This window comes from Planomicrobium soli, assembly GCF_003014655.1.
GTDB classification, from domain to species: Bacteria; Bacillota; Bacilli; order Bacillales_A; family Planococcaceae; genus Planococcus; species Planococcus soli_B.
The window spans coordinates 94,058-111,412 of the sequence record NZ_PYAT01000007.1; the positions used below are offsets into that span (position 1 = coordinate 94,058).

Here is a 17,355-nt window from a genome sequence, read left to right on the forward strand (position 1 = left end):
TTTTAGGTAAAACATAAACAAAAAAGGAAGCAAGTTTTGCGAGGAGGGAACCAGTTGAGTACAAAACAGGATTACTTAAAGAGCCAGGTTAGAATTAATAATTTGAAAATCGAGAACGTACATAATCCTTTGGGAGTCGATGCAGAAAAGCCGCGGTTCAGTTGGATGATGGAAGCGGATTTACGTGGGCAAAAGCAGAATGCCTACCAGATTCTTGTTGCATCAACCTCTTCAAAATTGGATGAAAAGAGTGCTGACATATGGAACAGTGGCAAGGTGGCATCTGATATTTCGGTAGCGATAACTTACCATGGCATTTCCCTTGAACCATCGACCAAGTATTACTGGACTGTTATTGTTTGGAACCAGGATGATATTCCGTTTCAGGCTGAAGAAACTGCTTACTTTGAAACAGGCCTTAAAAGTACGGACGGCACTAAACACTGGGGTGGTGCCAAATGGATTTCGATGGATGGAAAAGATGTGAACAGTGATGGTGCCCCCTTGTTCAGAAAGGAAAGCAAGTTGACTGGTGTGGTGAGAGAGGCCAGATTGTATATTTCTGCGCTAGGGGTCTACGATGCCTATCTAAATGGACAAAAGCTTGGAATTGTTAATCAGGGCGAGAAATTGAAAATGGAATTCATGCCGCCGGGTTGGACAAATTATGATTCCACAATTCATTATATGACCTATGATGTAACTCCATACATGAAAGACGGAGCTGTCACACTTGCAGCGGTTCTTGGAAATGGCTGGTGGAACAGCCGTATATCAGAGGAAGATGAATCGCCTGCCATAACAAACTACTATTCAGGTGAGGGAAATGAACTTGCTTTACTCGCTAAGTTACGAATCACCTACGAAGATGATTCTGTTGAAACAGTGGTAACAGACCTTGACTCCGGCTGGAAAGCGACGGATTCTGGCCCTATACGTACAAACGATATTTACGATGGAGAAACATATGATGCAACAATGGAAATTCAAGGCTGGAATGAGAATGGGTTTGATGACTCCAGTTGGAATAAAGTAAAAGAGCATCCATATAGAAAACTCTATCCAGATGCGAGAGTCATTTCCTTTAACTGGGATACAGCACAAATCATTGATGACCTAGATCAATTACCTCAATCGATTACGTTTTATCAAGACATAACCGATCAAGAGTCCAGCAAAAATAGAAGAGGCACGATCAATATTGATTCGTCCCGGACAGTTTTTAAAGCCGAGGGAGAAAAAGATTGCAGCGTCACCATATCTGATAAAGATAATGTGATTTTTGATCTCGGCCAAAATATGGTTGGAGTCCCAAGAATAACAGTTCAAGGCGAAAAAGGAACCCAGGTAAAAATGCGGTTTGCAGAAATACTGAATGACGATAGTGAAGGTGCAGACGGGCCTGAAGGATCCATCTATACGGCAAATTTACGAACCGCAAAAGCTACAGATTACTATTCGTTAAAAGGTTCTGCGGAAGGTGAAACCTATCAGCCTGTCTTTACCTTTCACGGGTTCCGGTATGTAGAGGTAACAGTAGTCTCGCCAAACACCAGTGTTCAGATGAAAAGTTTAATCGGTAAAGTAGCCATGTCAGCTCTCGAAGAAACAGGAAAAATCGTTACATCGCATCCCGATGTTAATCAGCTGTTTTCCAATATTTCATGGGGACATCGAGGAAATTATTTATGGATTCCAACAGATTGCCCGCAAAGGGACGAAAGAATTGGCTGGTCAGGTGATACGCAGCTTTTTGCCAACACCGCTTTATATAATATGGATGCTGGAATTTTTCTGGAGAATTGGATGGAAATGTTAAAAGATTCTCAAGAAGCTTATGGAGAGGGAACGTTCCATTCCGCTTCACCAAGTGCAAGATTTTCGGATTTTATGGGTGTTGTCGGAAATGGTGGCTGGGCTGATGCAGGTATCGTTGTTCCATGGACGGTTTGGCAGATGACCGGTGATACAACGATAATTGAGAAAAACTACAGTGCTATGGTCAAGTTTATCGATTGGATTTGGAGTCAGACAAAGGAATCTTACCGGGGGCCAGGCAGTATCGGTGACTGGCTGAATTTCGAAGGAACGGCTAAGGAACTGATGAGCGATGCCTATTATGCTTACGATGCGAAACTGATGGAGAAAATGTCATTAGCGATTGGCAAGCAAGAGGAGGCAGAAAAGTATAGTAGGTTGTTTGAAAAGATTAAAAGGGAATTTATTAAGAATTATATTGAGTTAGATACCAATGGAAAGTTGACGTTAAAGTCTTCTAAAGGATCGCCTTTTACTATGCCCAATTTTTATTCTTCAGCCGATGTGGTAGATAACAGCCAATCCGGGCTGCTCTGGAGCTTGAAGCTGGAATTGTATGAAAATGAGGACCAAAAAAATCAAATGATTGATTTGCTTGTGGAAAACATTAGAAATGAGGAGGAATACAAACGGTTACACCCAGACAGCAATCGGGTGAATTATGCCGAAAACACGTTGGCCGTCGGGTTCCTTGGGGTTAATGTGATTGCACCGGTTCTTTCAGAAACAGGTCATTCAGACCTTGCTTATTCATTGCTGTTGCAGGATCAGATGCCTTCCTGGTTATATTCTGTGAAAAATGGTGCAACTACCGTCTGGGAGCGCTGGAATTCATATTCTATTGAGGACGGTTTTGGTGATGTAGCGATGAATTCCTTCAATCATTATGCTTATGGAGCCATTGCCGAATGGATGTATAAATACATGGCCGGCATATCAAATGATGAAGCAAATCCTGGTTTCAAACATATTCATCTACAGCCGAACATAGATGAAAAAGGGCAAATCACTTCGGTAAACGGAGAATATAGATCTGTTTATGGAACCATAAAAAGTGAGTGGAAGATTGAAGATGCTGTGTTTCACTACAATGTTTCAATCCCTGCGAATACAACTGCGACAGTCTGGCTTCCTGCCTCTGACCTGGATGTAATAAAAGTAGATGGACAGCCGGCCGGTAGTCAAGACGGGGTAACAATCACCGGGCACAAAGACGGAAAAGCCATTTTACAAATTGGTTCGGGAGAATATGTTTTTGAATCCACTATACAAAATACAATATTGATTAATTAATTGGGATAAAGAGACGGAGGTTTTCTAAAGTTTTAATGTTTAGAACTCCTCCCTTTTTATCGTAATCCAACGAGCAGCTTCATTTTTACTGCGTTTTACAATATTATTCATTTTTTGTAAAAATATATGCTGGTGAAATGTGATGAGTGGATTAAACTACTGATTTAAAAGATTATTGGATTTTCATCAATATAAGTTGAACAACAGAATTCTAAAATTTAAGTTGATGAATGAAATCGCTCCAGGCGGACGCTTTCCGCGGGCATGGCTTCAGCCTCCTCGTCGCTTTGCTCCTGCGGGGTCTTCACCTCATGCTTTCCCGCAGGAGTCGCCGCCTTCCACTTTTTCATTTAAGGCTCTAGAAATAGATATGGAGCAAAACAGCGAAGACTCCCGCGGGATAGCGAAGTGCTGAAATCCACTCGGGCGTTTAGCCCGAGTTAGTTCAGCGCAAGCCCGCTGGAAAGCGTAGCTGTTTGTGGAATATTAATATGTAAAAAATTATCAGTTCAACTTATATAACGTAATAGTTATTTTTTTATATTTTATTATACGGGGTGGTTTTTATGAAAAATGATTTGAATGAGAAAAAAGCCTATTGGATCTGGTATCCAGGGGATTGGGAAGTTTGGTTGCATGAGCAAGTATCCATCAAGCGGCAATGGCGTGAAGTAATGTATCCTCCATACTGGCGTTTGGATCGTCATTATAGTTCTGTTATTTATACATATACCTACCATCTTACTCAACCTGAGGAAATAACAATTACTGCAGATGGCCGATTTGCTGCATATTTGGATGGAAAAGATAATCAAAGATCGAATGCGGAAAAGATGATGTTGCCAGAAGGAAAGCACGAACTTTCTATTACCGTCTACAATGACGTCAATCCTCCAGCCCTACATATAGAAGGAGAACATGTATATACAAATAACACGTGGCAAGTGTCCTGCTATGATAAAAAATGGTCTCCTGTAGGTAGCTGGAAAGAGCAATTGGATGCCAGTTCTCTTGCCCCGTCGCAATATAAATTAGCTACGGAAGAACATCAACCGGCTAGTATAGAAAAAACAGAAGATGGCTGGATGGCTGATTTTGGAAAGGAAACTGTCGGCTACCTGAAGGTGAATGGGATCGATGGGAAAAGCAGGCTGACAGTTTACTACGGAGAATCCATGGAGGAGGTTGAAGACCGGGAAAACTGTGTGTTATTGGATAATGTGTTCCTTGACGGGGAATCAGAAGATTATACATTTCCAGCATCACGTGCTTTTCGTTATGCTCAGGTTGTTCCAGAATCAGAGGATTTTCAAATAGATTCGATCAGTATGCTGTATGAGTATCTGCCGGTAGAATATCGAAGCAACTTCCAGAGTTCCAACGATCTTCTTAATGATATATGGAAAACTTCTGTTTATACATTTCATTTAAATACAAGGGAATTTTTCTTTGATGGGATGAAACGCGACCGCTGGGTTTGGTCAGGAGATGCCCACCAATCTTTCCTAATGAACTATTACAGCTTTTTTGATCACGACGTTGTCAAAAGAACGCTTATTGCATTAAGAGGAAAAGAGCCGATTGTTACCCATATCAATACTATATTGGATTATAGCCTATATTGGTTTACTGGTATTTACGATTATTATCTTTATACCGGTGATGTAGAATTTGTTAAGTCTCAATATAACAGCATGGTTTCCTTAATGGACTTTTGCTTAGGAAGACGCAATGCGGAAGATATGATGGAAGGCATTGAAGAAGATTGGGTATTTGTCGATTGGGCTGATATCGACAACAAGGGAGAGGTTAGCACCATCCAAATCCTTTTATGCAGAAGTCTGGAAACGATGGCATTGGTAGCTGAATTAGTAGGAGACAAGGACAGCGTTCAAAATTATCATGATCAGGCAAGTGAACTAAAGGAAAAAATAATGAGTATTTTCTGGAATGAAAATAAAGGTGGTTTAGTCCATAGCCGCTACAACGGAGTCCTGAGTGATGAAATTACCAAATACCCAAACATGTTTGCGTTGCTATTTGGTTACTTTAACGATCAGCAGATTGACAAAGTGAAGAATAATGTAATGTTAAATTCTGAAGTGCAGGCAATCAAGACACCATATATGCGTTTCTTTGAATTGGCAGCCCTATGTGAAGTGGGGGAACACCAATTTGTTCTGGATGAAATGCTTAGCTACTGGGGAGGTATGCTTGCACTGGGAGCGACGAGTTTCTGGGAAGAGTACGACCCCAACCAGTCTGGAAGGCAGCACCTGGAGATGTATAATATGCCATATGGGAAAAGCTTGTGCCATGCCTGGGGAGCAAGCCCAATCTACTTAATTGGCAAGTATTTTTTGGGTGTGACACCTGCAAGTCCAGGATATGAAAACTTTGTAATAGAACCACAGCTCGGTGGACTAGACTGGTTTGAGGGAACCGTTCCAATCGGTATAGGTGATGCTGAGGTATATATGGACAAAGAAAAGATTCGTGTGAAGGCATCCCATGGGGAAGGCGTACTTAGATACAAACTAAACGAAGAACCACATGAAACTCCTATCCCGACAGATGGCAGTTGGCTTGAGATTCCGCTGATTTAAGAACAGGAAGGAACCTTATCCGCTTCATACAGAGATGCTGTGTTACGAGTACAGGTGATTTCAACATTGCTCTTTTCATTAGGAAATGTACCAGGTGCTGTTTGGCATCAACCGCTGCTTTTCAATAACAATAGAATCGATTATGGAACTGTCTTTAGAAAACACCTAACCTAAACTGAACCCCAAATGAAGCCGCTTTTTACAGTGTCTACCATTTGGGTTCAATTTGTTATATAGACCAATGAATTTTTACCATTAATGGTCTTCGTAAAAAAATGAATTGCGATTGAGGCACTTATAGATAATGCGATCAGATAAAAAGCTTAAGATTTTTTGTGGACGAATCTAAAGTCTCGCTAAAATTAAAATAATATTCAAAATGTTAAAATAACAACCTATAATACTAAAATTTGCACCTTTATTATTATGATTTTATTCTCTAGCATTAGTTAATATATCCGGATAAGGCATATATTCGGATAAATCCTGTAAAAGGAAGGTGAACGTTTCACTTCCATTAGATGGGAGTACAGATATGCCTGGAAAAAGGCCGCCTTTTATGTGCTTTAATGACCTCATGATAATCATTGCTCCTTGGTTGGTCCATTTCCAACAAGAAATAGATTTTTCAATTCGGGTAAGAATGAAAGCGATTTCAAAAAAGGAGGAAATGTATGCGAGGTTTCAAGAAAGTTACCAAGACATGTATTGCTACTGTACTCGGTCTGTCACTAGTTAGTACCGGGGCGGCACCACTGGCGATTGCTGAAGGCAGTAAAGGAAGTACCATCGATTTTAAGCCGCAAGTTGGTGGTGTTTTCGATGGGATGCCGTTATTCGATGGCAATCCGGAACACTTGGACGAATATGTGGACACGTATTTTGAATATACGGGTCTCGAGGGTCCTGCGGTCTATGCGACCGGTTCACGTAATCATTATACTTTGCAACAAGGTGAGCATGCTGGTAAGAAAATTCCAGGGGCACTATCAGCCGCGAACGATGGACAAGGAGTCTCGACAGATTTTCCTGCGCTAGTTGGAATGGGTCAAACTTGGAACAAGGAACTGATTACCGATATCGGCAAAGTGATTGGTGATGAAAAAATTGGTACCTTAAAAGTAAAGCAGGGCAACTCGAATATCCACCCGTCAGCATCTACACCGAATCCATCTCAAACAGTTGCGTTTACGGTCATCAGTGACTTGCGGATTAATCCGTTAAATGGACGCTTTGATGAAGGTTTTACAGAAGATCCTTATCTTGGTGGGGTTATGGTTGATAACCTTTCGGGAGGGCTTGGTGGTACAGTCTTACCTGAAAGTGAAAATGGCTTCTGGATGCGCGCCGCTGTCGGTACGAGACATTATTCTGTGTATAATGGTCAATGGTTTAGGCTGAATGCAGAAAACAGTGCCAGTGCCAGATCGATTTATGATTATCACACCAAAAGTGTTTTGAAAGGTTTTGAATCAGGTTCTTTATCCGGGGTTATGACTTCTTTTGGAGCAACTAACGGTATCCCAAATATTATATCGCCTTATCAAATTCACGCAAATAACCATGCGAAGTATGGAGTATATAGTTCACCAGACTTCAATGGAGATCAACGAGTTTTTCAAGAAGATTCTTTCGGTAATGGATATGATACAAAATATGCAAAAGATCGCGTACATGCATCTGTCTTGATGGCATTAGCACATGCGAATGCAGGAAGACCATCACCAAGTGAAGCTTTTGGCAAAGAAGATGTTATAGGATTGGTTGATGCGGTCGAGAAGGGGTTATATGGCATAACAGAAGAAGATTTAATCGAAGCAGCACGTCCTCATGTAAATCAAATGGTGCGTGTCGGAATATTTAATGAAGTAGATGAAAATGGTGTGCCTAAAAACTATCCATTTGCTAAATATGCCGGAGATGTGGCTGAAAGTACCAAAAATTTTAATACATTAGAGCATCAGGAAGTCGCTTTGAAAGCTGCAGAAGAAAGTATTGTGCTTCTAAAAAATGAAGATGAAACCCTTCCGTTAAGTAAAGATGAAAAAGCCACTATTTCTGGTGTCTATGGAGACGCTAGGTTTAAAACAACATACTCTACAAATCAAACGCCAAAAATCGAAAATTCTGGGTTGTCTCCATTGGCAGCGATTATCGGGCAGATAGGAAAGGACAATATCACCTATAGTACTGGAAATCCAGTAATTGGCCTGACATCTCAGTCCAATGGAAACACAGTAACAGTGCCGGGAAGTAGAGATGGCGGCCAGTTAACAACTACAAGTAATGCTTTTGACAAGAAAAATGCAGCACATTTATTTGAAGTATATGACTGGGGACAGGAAGGTTATAGCTTGTTATCCCTTCAAAACAAGCGATTTGTTACATCACCTAATGCAGGAAGTCGAGCATTTGAAAATACAGAAGTACCTCGTCTAAACATTGCTGGCAATGACTGGGATGGAGCGGACATGGAAGGCAGTGGTGATACGAGTGCTATCCCACCTCGATTAAGAATTGAAAATAATGAAGATGGAAGCGTTTCCCTTGTTTCCAATGGCTACCTGACAGGATTTGGGGGGAGCTTTGTAGATTGGTATTACAAGAATGGTCGTTATGCATCCACAACTAACGATGGTAAAATTGTTGCTTCAAATGCAACAGTCGGTAATGCAGAAAAAGCTGCTAATCGTGGAGACGAAGTGAAGTTTAATAAGACAATTGTAAAAGAGGTCGGAGAAGATGCCGTATCACGCGCATCCCAATCTGATTACGCGATTGTCTTTACTGGAGCGATTCCTCGCCACAGTGCCGGAGAAGGTAATGACCGTTCAAGTCTGGCAATGGGCGATCAGGATTATGAATTAGTAGAAAAAGTTTCAGAAGCGTTTGCTAAAGAAGGCAAAAAGACAATTGTTGTTGTGACGTCCAGCTTCCCTGTAGATATGGACAGAATTCAAAACAACGAAAATGTTTCTGCAATCGTTCAACAGAACTATGCTGGCCAGTACGATGCATATGCACTAGCAAACGTACTATATGGAGATTCCAATCCGACCGGCCGTTTAGCTGCAACTTGGTATGCAGACATGTCGGCATTTCCGGAGCTGAATAAATATTCAATTCCAGAAGGTCAGAGAACCGTCAAACCAGAACACTTGGATCCTAGATTTACAGTTGATATGACAAATGCAGATCCGATTGAATCTAAATTGACGTATATGTACACTGAAGCACCTGTTACTTATGAATTTGGTTATGGACTTTCTTACAGTAGATTCGAATTCAGCAATTTCACTGTACCGACAAAGGCATCCAGTGAAAAGCCGTTCGAAGTAACGGTTAACGTACGGAACACTGGATCGAGAAAAACGTCTGAAGTTGTTCAGCTTTACAGCAAAAACAACGATACTGCTTATGGAGAGCATGGTCCGAAAAAGCAATTGGTAGGATTTGAAAAAGTCGAAATTGCGCCTGGTGAAACGAAGACCGTGAAATTGACTGTCAAACCAGAAGATCTCCAAATTTGGGATGTAAACGCAGGAGGATTCATTGTGGAAAGCGGTCGATACAGCTTTATGGTCGGTGCATCGTCAGAAAACTTAAAAGATGAGAAGACAGTAAAAATTGACGGTAAATCGCTGACAAAATTAAACGATAACACCTTCAATGTCTTTGATCACAGCTTTGCATCTGATGAAGTTATCTATAATGAAGTCTCAAAAGCAAGAACAGCAGCACACTTAAAAGAAGATAAAGTAGCTGGCGAATACTATGCGGTTAGATCTAAGCAAGAAGGATCATGGACAGCTATCCCTAAAGTCAACCTTTCTCCAGCTAAGAAAGTAACGGCTAAAGTGGCTTCCAACGTAACTAGTGGCCAAATTTCCTTGCATGTTGGTTCTCCGGATGGCGAGAAGATTGCAGTTATTGACGTACCGAAAACTGACTCGACTTCTTATATCATTCCTAATACGGAAGTTAAAACAGAGGAAGTAAAGTATGTGGAAGTGACAGCAGACTTAACGAAACATGTTGCAGGTACCCATGACCTTTATATCGTATTCAATGGTGCAGACCTTCGAATAGATAGTCTATCTTTCGAAAACGCTGGAAAAGGTAAAGGGAATTCAGAGAAAGGTGAAGAACATCCAGGAAAAGGAAAAGGTCAGAAAAATAAGGACTAGGTAATACTTGTTTTGGTTTTTTAGATGGATAATCTTAATAAAAGATTCAATTCCTAACAGGTATCTGTCTGTTTGTGTCCTTAGTCGGTCTGTTACAAATTTATCAAAATGAAGATTGGCTAGTTACAGAAGGAGAAAGATTACTTATCTCCTTCTGTAATTGTATATGTTGATAACGGAATACTTTTTACATAGTAAACCCTATCGGAAGAAACTTAGCAATAAGTTTCTCCTTTTTCTTTTATGAACGTTTTTAACGTAATCAATGTGAAGTGACTGGTTTACAAGGGGAGGTAAAAAATACTATCAACAAAATAGACTAAAAGGGCTTAAAAACATATTAATTGGGTGATTAAAGAATAGTTTCTATAAAAGTTGAGATTCAAAAGAATTTGTCTTTGTTTATATTTATTTATGTCTATTTATAAAATAAAACAAATATAAACAAAGATATATACAGATAAAACAAAAAATGATATATTGTTTTCAGAATTTAAAAAATTTTTAGTGGAGGTAAATATGGTACAAAACTTGTGGAACGACGAAACAGCTAAAACATTAACAGCTGGGCTTAGCGAATTAGTATACCGCTCAAATTTGATTGGCGCTGACCGCGCTGTCTGCAACTGGGGCGGCGGAAATACATCAATGAAAACGACAGAAAAAGATTTTCGGGGCCGGGATATTGAGGTTATGTGGGTAAAGGGAAGCGGTTCAGATTTGGCCACTATGGGGGCTAAAAATTTCACAGGCTTAAACCTTGAAGATATCCGTCCATTGATCGATCGTGAAGAAATGCCGGATGAGGAAATGGTTGAATATTTGTCTCATTGCATGATTGACAGCAAGCATCCCCGCGCTTCAATTGAAACCTTGCTTCATGCATTCTTGCCTTATAAGCATGTAGACCACACGCATCCCGATGCAATTATCAGCCTCTGCTGTGCGGATAACGGAAAAGAACTGGCAAAAGAAATTTTTGGCGACCGTTTTGTATGGGTGCCGTATGTGCGTCCAGGCTTTACGCTTTCCAAAATGATTGCAGAAGGCGTCCGAAACAGTCCAAATGCCGATCTTGTTTTAATGGAGAAACACGGATTAGTCGTGTGGGGAGATACAGCGAAAGAAAGCTATGAAAAAACCATTTCAGTGATCAATGAAGCTGAAAGCTATATTAACGCACGTGTAGAAGAAGAAAAGATTTTCGGCGGAAAAAAATACGATTCGTTATCTGCAGAAGAGCAAAAAAATCTTTTAGCTAAAGTAATGCCTATTATCAGGGGTTCAGTAAGCGACGAAAAAAACATGCTGTTAACTTACGACAATGCGGAAGATGTACTGGAGTTTGTCAATAGCCAGGATGCTGCCGAATTGTCTCAAGTCGGCGCCGCTTGCCCTGATCACCTGGTACATACAAAAATGACGCCATTGTTCATCGATTGGGACCCGTCATCAAAAGACGCGGAACAATTGATCGAAGCTGTTAAGACGGGAATCGAAAAATTCAAAGAAAACTATAAAGCTTATTTTGAACGCAATAAGAATGCAGGAGACATCATGTTTGAATCAGCGCCGCGCGTTATCTTGATTCCCGGAATCGGGATGGTGAACTCTGGGAAAAACACTGCGATGGCTAATGTTAGCGGTTCACTTTACCATCGCGCAATCGCAGTGATGAAAGGTTCAACAACGTTAGGGGAATTCGTGTCGTTGAATGAAAACGAATCATACAACATAGAATACTGGCCACTCGAGCTATACAAATTGTCACTGGCTCCTGCAGAAGCGGAATTCTCCAGAAAAGTAGCTTTTGTCACTGGTGGTGCTGGCGGAATCGGCAGTGAAACCTGCCGCCAATTTGTTGCGCAAGGTGCCCATGTGGTTTTGGCGGACCTGAACCTTGAAGGGGCAGAGAAAGTAGCTGCTGAAATTAACGAACAGTACGGGGCAGGCCGTGCCCTTGCCGTGAAAATGGACGTAACCAGCGAGGAACAAGTGCAGGCAGCTTTCGAAGCAACAGCCTTGGCTTATGGCGGAGTCGACATTATTGTGAACAATGCCGGACTGGCAACTTCCAGCCCATTTGGTGAAACAACCTTGAAAGAATGGGACTTGAATATGAATGTGCTCGGGAAAGGCTATTTCCTGGTAGCCCGTGAAGCGTTCAACCAAATGAAAGAACAGTCGCTCGGTGGCAGTATGGTCTTTATCGGGTCCAAAAACTCTGTGTATGCCGGAAAAAACGCTGCAGCGTATAGTTCAGTTAAAGCACTTGAAGCACATTTAGCAAGATGCATCGCGGCAGAAGGCGGGGAATTCGGAATCCGGGTGAACTCGGTTCTGCCAGATGCAGTATTGCAAGGCTCAGCAATCTGGGGCTCTAGATGGCGCGAAGAACGGGCAGCGGCTTATGGAATTGAACCTGATCAATTGGATGAGCATTACCGTAAACGGACAACTTTGTTAGTAAATATATACCCTAAAGACATTGCGGAATCTATTTTGTTCCTATCTTCTTCAAAAGCAGAAAAGACAACAGGGTGCATGATTACAGTAGATGGCGGCGTACCTGCAGCCTTTACCCGTTAAGCATAATAAGAAGAAAGAGCGGCCCTTGAATTCAAGGGGTCGCTGCTTTATCAAAGTGGATAGAAAGCGCTTACGTATCAGGGAGGTGTCTGATGAAAAACCATAGTTTAGCTGTTGATATTGGGGCATCCAGCGGCAGAGTCATTGCCGGCGCCTTGGAGAAAGACCGGCTGGAATTGGTGGAAGTCCATAGGTTTGAAAACAAACTCATCGAAAAAAACGGTCATTTTTGCTGGGATATTGAAGCGTTGTTTTCTGAAATAAAAAAAGGAATCAAAAATTGCAACGCGATGGGCATCAAGCCTCTGAGCATAGGAATTGATACATGGGCTGTTGATTTTGTCCTGTTAGATGAAAATGATGAGCTCTTGACAGATGCTGTAGCTTATCGTGATCCTCGGACAGACGGGATAATGGAAGAAGTTACAGAAATCTTTATGAAAGAGCGCCTGTACCTGGAGACCGGCATCCAATTTCAAAAATTTAATACCATTTATCAATTGTATGCATTAAAAAAGCAAAACCCCGAAGTGCTGGAAAAAGCGAAAACTTTCTTAATGATTCCGGACTATCTGCATTTTCTCTTGACCGGCGAAAAATCAAATGAATACACAAATGCCACGTCTACCCAATTGATCAACGCCTTTACTAAAAATTGGGACAAAGACATTATTAATACCTTAGGCTTTAATTTTGATATGTTTCAGGAAATCAAAATGCCGAAAGAAACCCTCGGCACATTAAGAGAAGAACTGGTTTCTGAGTTCGGTTTTGATATGCCTGTTATTTTGCCTGCTACTCATGATACGGGTTCAGCTGTCTTGTCAGTTCCGCAAGTAGATGACACCATTTATATCAGCTCAGGAACTTGGTCTTTAATAGGAGTAGAAAACTATTTTCCCATCTGTGTCATTAAAGCATTAGATTACAACTTTACCAATGAAGGCGGCATGGACTACCAGTTCCGGTTCTTGAAAAATATCATGGGATTATGGATGATCCAAGAAGTGAAGCGGAATTACGATAACCGGTATTCATTTGCTGAGTTGGTGGAAAAATCAAAGGAAGTAACAGAAAAGACGGCAATAGTGAATGTAGACGATCAACGCTTTCTAAAACCGGCAAACATGATTGAGGAAATTCAGCAATATTGCAGGGAGACAAACCAAAAAGTGCCGGAACATCCAGGAGAAATCGCCAAATGTGTATTTGAAAGCCTTGTAGTCAGTTATAAGAAAGCCATCTCTGAAATAGAAGATATTTTCGAGAAAGAATTTCACTCGATCAGCGTGATTGGCGGCGGTTCGCAAAATGAACTTCTAAACCAATTGATTGCGGATGCAACAAAGAAAGAAGTGTTTGCCGGTCCAGTAGAAGCGACGGCTATTGGTAATCTAGTGGTGCAGTTTATAGCTCATGGGGCAATCAAAGATATCAAAGAAGCACGGCATATAATCAGCCAATCTTTCGAAGTGAAAAAATACGTTCATTCAATGGTAGAAAAGTAAAGTTGAAATTGACTTATATAAGAATTTTACAAGGAGGAATATCATGACGCTGCAAAGCCAATTTGAAGAAGCGAAAAAAGAGTATGAACAATGGGGGATCAATGTAGAAGAAGTATTCGAAAAACTGAAGAACGTCCCGATTTCCGTCCACTGCTGGCAAGGCGACGATGTAGGCGGATTTGAAGTGAACAAAGAAGATCTATCCGGAGGCATTGACGTAACGGGCAATTATCCGGGAAAAGCGACGACGCCTGAGGAGCTGAGACAGGATTTAGAACAAGCGCTGTCGCTTATTCCTGGAAAGCATCGGGTGAACCTGCATGCAATCTATGCCGAAACGGACGGAGAAGTGGTGGAAAGAAACCGGTTGGAACCGAAACATTTTAGAAAATGGGTGGCATGGGCAAAAGAATTAGGGCTGGGGCTTGATTTTAACCCGACTTTATTCTCACACCAGAAAGCGGCAGATGGCCTGACGCTATCTCATCCTGATCCCGAAATCCGGAAATTCTGGATTGACCACTGTATTGCCAGCCGAAAAATAGGCGAATATTTTGGGAAGGAATTAGGAACACCTTGTTTAACAAATATATGGATCCCAGATGGCTATAAAGATACCCCGAGTGACCGCCTGACGCCGAGAAAGCGCTTGAAAGAGTCACTCGATGAAATTTTTGCGGTGGAAGTAGATGAACAGTTGAATATTGATGCGGTAGAAAGCAAGTTGTTCGGCATCGGTTCAGAATCGTTTGTTGTCGGGTCGCACGAGTTTTACTTGAGTTATGCTTTGAAAAACAACAAACTGTGCCTGCTCGATACCGGCCATTACCACCCGACCGAAATGGTTTCCAACAAAATCTCGGCGATGCTGCTGTTCAATGATAAGCTGGCGCTTCATGTTTCCAGGCCGGTGCGCTGGGACAGCGACCATGTTGTAACGTTCGATGACGAACTAAAAGAGATTGCGTTGGAGATTGTGCGCAATGATGCATTGGAACAAGTGATGATTGGATTGGATTTTTTTGACGCCAGCATAAACCGGGTGGCAGCATGGACAATTGGCACCCGCAACATGATTAAAGCGTTGCTTTACGGCATGTTACTGCCGAACGAAACTTTAAAAGAGCTGCAGGAAAACGGTGACTTCACAAAACGGCTTGCCTTGATTGAAGAATTTAAGACATACCCTTTTGGCGCTATTTGGAATTATTATTGTGACATGATGAATGTCCCAGTGAAAGAAAAGTGGTTGGAAGAAGTTACTAATTACGAGAAATTGGTGCTTGCGAACAGAGGATAATTTTCAGCATATACTGGATAGGTTGGCTATGCGTTGCAAGAGGTCCTTTGCCGGTGCTCCATTTCCAAGTCTGTTAATGTTACGATGAAAAAAAGAAGAAGCAAAAAGTCTTACATGAAGAGACTAGATGGCAGAGGTGAAAAAGGTGCTTGTAGCAGAAAGACGAAAAAAATTAACATCAATAGTAAATGAAAAAGGAAGTAGCCGGGTCTCTGAATTGAGCCAGATCTTCAACGTTACAGAAGAAACAATCCGAAGGGACCTGGAAAATTTAGAAAACGAAGGCAAATTGAAACGCAGTCACGGTGGGGCTGTAAGCATAAAAGGAAATGACTTGGAAGCCCCGTATTTTGAGCGCGAAATAAGAAATGTAAATGAGAAGATGGCTGTTGCAGAAGAAGCGGTAAAATATGTTTCAGTTAACGATCGGATTTTACTGGATGCCAGCACGACCGCTTGGTATATGGCGAAAATATTGCCGGATCTGCCTTTAACCGTAGTAACCAATTCTATGAAAGTAGCTATGGAATTAGCCAACAGAGAAAAAATATCGGTTATTGCGGTAGGTGGGACGCTTTTGCAAAAGTCGCTGTCTTTTGTAGGCCCGCAAACAACGAACGCCTTGGAATTCTACCATGTCAACAAAGCATTCATTTCCTGCCAAGGGATTCATGCTGAACGTGGGATTAGTGACTCTAATGAAATGCAGGCGCTGGTTAAACAAAAGATGAGCGAAATAGCGGATAAAACCTTTTTGCTGGCAGACTATACGAAATTTGGACTTCAAGCTTTTTCTAAAGTAGCACCAATTGAAGCGATTGACTATATTATCACGGACTCAAAAACAAACAAAGAGCAGATACGGCAATTTCAAGATTTCCCTGTAAAAATTATTCGCCCTGAATAACTTGTTAAGACTATAAATGAGTCCGCTTCCTTTATGAAATGACCATAATGCGAAAAAGGACTATAAAGGAGAAGGAGACCCTTATGGTAGAGAAAACATATAAAGTTATTTCCGATACCGGAATTCAAGCTCGTTCCGCTGCCCAGTTGGTTAACTTGGCAAGTCAGCTTGAACCGGAGATTTCACTAAAATATAGAACTACAACTGTTAATCTTAAATCTATTATGGGTCTAATGTCTTTAGCGATAGGTAAAGGGGCGGAAGTAGTTATTACCGCTAAAGGAAATGAAGAGCAAGAAGCTCTTCAGAAAATCGATGACTTTATCAGAAAAGAAATAGCCGAATGATGAAATGCTGACCCTGATTTAGGGTCTTTTATCTAACCGGAAAATATATGATGGAAGAGTGGATGAGCATGAAAGTCTCTTTGTTTATTACTTGTCTTGCAGAGATGTTTTACCAAAACGTCGCAAAAGACGTTGTAGAAGTCTTAGAAAGACTAGGATGCGACGTCGATTTTCCAAAAGGCCAAGTGTGTTGCGGCCAACCCGCATACAATAGCGGTTATCGCAAGGATGCTCAAAAAGCCGCCAAGCAGATGATCAAGAGCTTCGAACCCTCAGAATTCATCGTGACGCCGTCCGGTTCTTGTGCAGCCATGTTCAAGGAATATCCTGAACTGTTCAAAGAAGAGCCGGAGTGGCAGGAACGGGCGGAAAAGGTTGCCGATAAGACTTATGAGTTCACTCAATTTATCGTAAATGTTCTTGGTGTTGAGGATGTCGGGGCAATCTACCCGGCAAAAGCTACCTACCACACCTCTTGCCACATGATCCGTTTACTGAAAGAAACTGAGGCTCCTTTCAAACTGCTGAAAAATGTCAAAGGGCTTGAGCTGTTGCCGCTCCAAAACAGTTACGACTGCTGCGGGTTCGGCGGCACCTTTGCAGTGAAGATGGCGCCGATTTCCGAACAGATGGTGGATGAGAAAGTCCGGCATGTGGAAGAATCCAGAGCTACTCTCCTGATTGCAGCGGACAACGGCTGCCTCATGAACATCAAAGGAAGAATCGACCGGAAAGGCAAGCCGATCGAAGTCAAGCATATCGCCCAGATCTTAAACACACGAGTTGAAGGGAGAGAATGA

At 41.6% G+C, this 17,355-nt stretch carries 9 protein-coding genes; all 9 read left to right on the top strand.

Going from position 1 to position 17,355, the window contains the following annotated elements; all coding sequences use genetic code 11:
• Positions 1-54: 54 nt before the first annotated feature.
• The 9 genes from B0H99_RS10585 (at position 55) to B0H99_RS10625 (ending at position 17,355) form a co-directional block, all read left to right on the top strand.
• Positions 55-3,111, top strand: a complete 3,057-nt coding sequence (locus tag B0H99_RS10585) for a family 78 glycoside hydrolase catalytic domain (RefSeq protein WP_245894500.1) — start codon at positions 55-57, stop codon at positions 3,109-3,111.
• A 566-nt stretch (positions 3,112-3,677) separates the two neighbouring features.
• The gene (locus B0H99_RS10590) at positions 3,678-5,717 is read left to right on the top strand and encodes an alpha-L-rhamnosidase-related protein (protein ID WP_106533638.1); all 2,040 of its coding nucleotides are present in this window, start codon (positions 3,678-3,680) and stop codon (positions 5,715-5,717) included.
• A gap of 674 nt (positions 5,718-6,391) precedes the next feature.
• The gene (locus tag B0H99_RS10595) at positions 6,392-9,904 is read left to right on the top strand and encodes a glycoside hydrolase family 3 C-terminal domain-containing protein (protein WP_106533639.1); all 3,513 of its coding nucleotides are present in this window, start codon (positions 6,392-6,394) and stop codon (positions 9,902-9,904) included.
• A gap of 519 nt (positions 9,905-10,423) precedes the next feature.
• A complete protein-coding gene (locus tag B0H99_RS10600) occupies positions 10,424-12,493 on the top strand; it encodes a bifunctional aldolase/short-chain dehydrogenase (RefSeq protein ID WP_106533640.1) in 2,070 nt (689 codons plus the stop codon).
• A 92-nt stretch (positions 12,494-12,585) separates the two neighbouring features.
• The gene (rhaB, locus tag B0H99_RS10605) at positions 12,586-14,001 is read left to right on the top strand and encodes a rhamnulokinase (protein WP_106533641.1); all 1,416 of its coding nucleotides are present in this window, start codon (positions 12,586-12,588) and stop codon (positions 13,999-14,001) included.
• Between the two features lie 43 nt (positions 14,002-14,044).
• Complete coding sequence (rhaA, locus tag B0H99_RS10610; protein WP_106533642.1) at positions 14,045-15,301, top strand: L-rhamnose isomerase; 1,257 nt, start codon at positions 14,045-14,047, stop codon at positions 15,299-15,301.
• 145 nt (positions 15,302-15,446) lie between these two features.
• Entirely contained in the window at positions 15,447-16,208 is a 762-nt protein-coding gene (locus B0H99_RS10615; RefSeq protein ID WP_106533771.1) for a DeoR/GlpR family DNA-binding transcription regulator, read from the top strand.
• A gap of 83 nt (positions 16,209-16,291) precedes the next feature.
• Positions 16,292-16,555, top strand: a complete 264-nt coding sequence (locus tag B0H99_RS10620) for an HPr family phosphocarrier protein (protein WP_106533643.1) — start codon at positions 16,292-16,294, stop codon at positions 16,553-16,555.
• A gap of 68 nt (positions 16,556-16,623) precedes the next feature.
• Positions 16,624-17,355: a (Fe-S)-binding protein gene (locus tag B0H99_RS10625; RefSeq protein ID WP_106533644.1), complete on the top strand. Its 732-nt coding sequence runs from the start codon at positions 16,624-16,626 to the stop codon at positions 17,353-17,355.

Coding starts and splice junctions, on each gene's coding strand:
- B0H99_RS10590 (WP_106533638.1), top strand. CDS start 3,678: ATGAAAAATGATTTGAATGAGAAAAAAGCCTATTGGATCTGGTATCCA.
- B0H99_RS10595 (WP_106533639.1), top strand. CDS start 6,392: ATGCGAGGTTTCAAGAAAGTTACCAAGACATGTATTGCTACTGTACTC.
- B0H99_RS10600 (WP_106533640.1), top strand. CDS start 10,424: ATGGTACAAAACTTGTGGAACGACGAAACAGCTAAAACATTAACAGCT.
- rhaB (WP_106533641.1), top strand. CDS start 12,586: ATGAAAAACCATAGTTTAGCTGTTGATATTGGGGCATCCAGCGGCAGA.
- rhaA (WP_106533642.1), top strand. CDS start 14,045: ATGACGCTGCAAAGCCAATTTGAAGAAGCGAAAAAAGAGTATGAACAA.
- B0H99_RS10620 (WP_106533643.1), top strand. CDS start 16,292: ATGGTAGAGAAAACATATAAAGTTATTTCCGATACCGGAATTCAAGCT.
- B0H99_RS10625 (WP_106533644.1), top strand. CDS start 16,624: ATGAAAGTCTCTTTGTTTATTACTTGTCTTGCAGAGATGTTTTACCAA.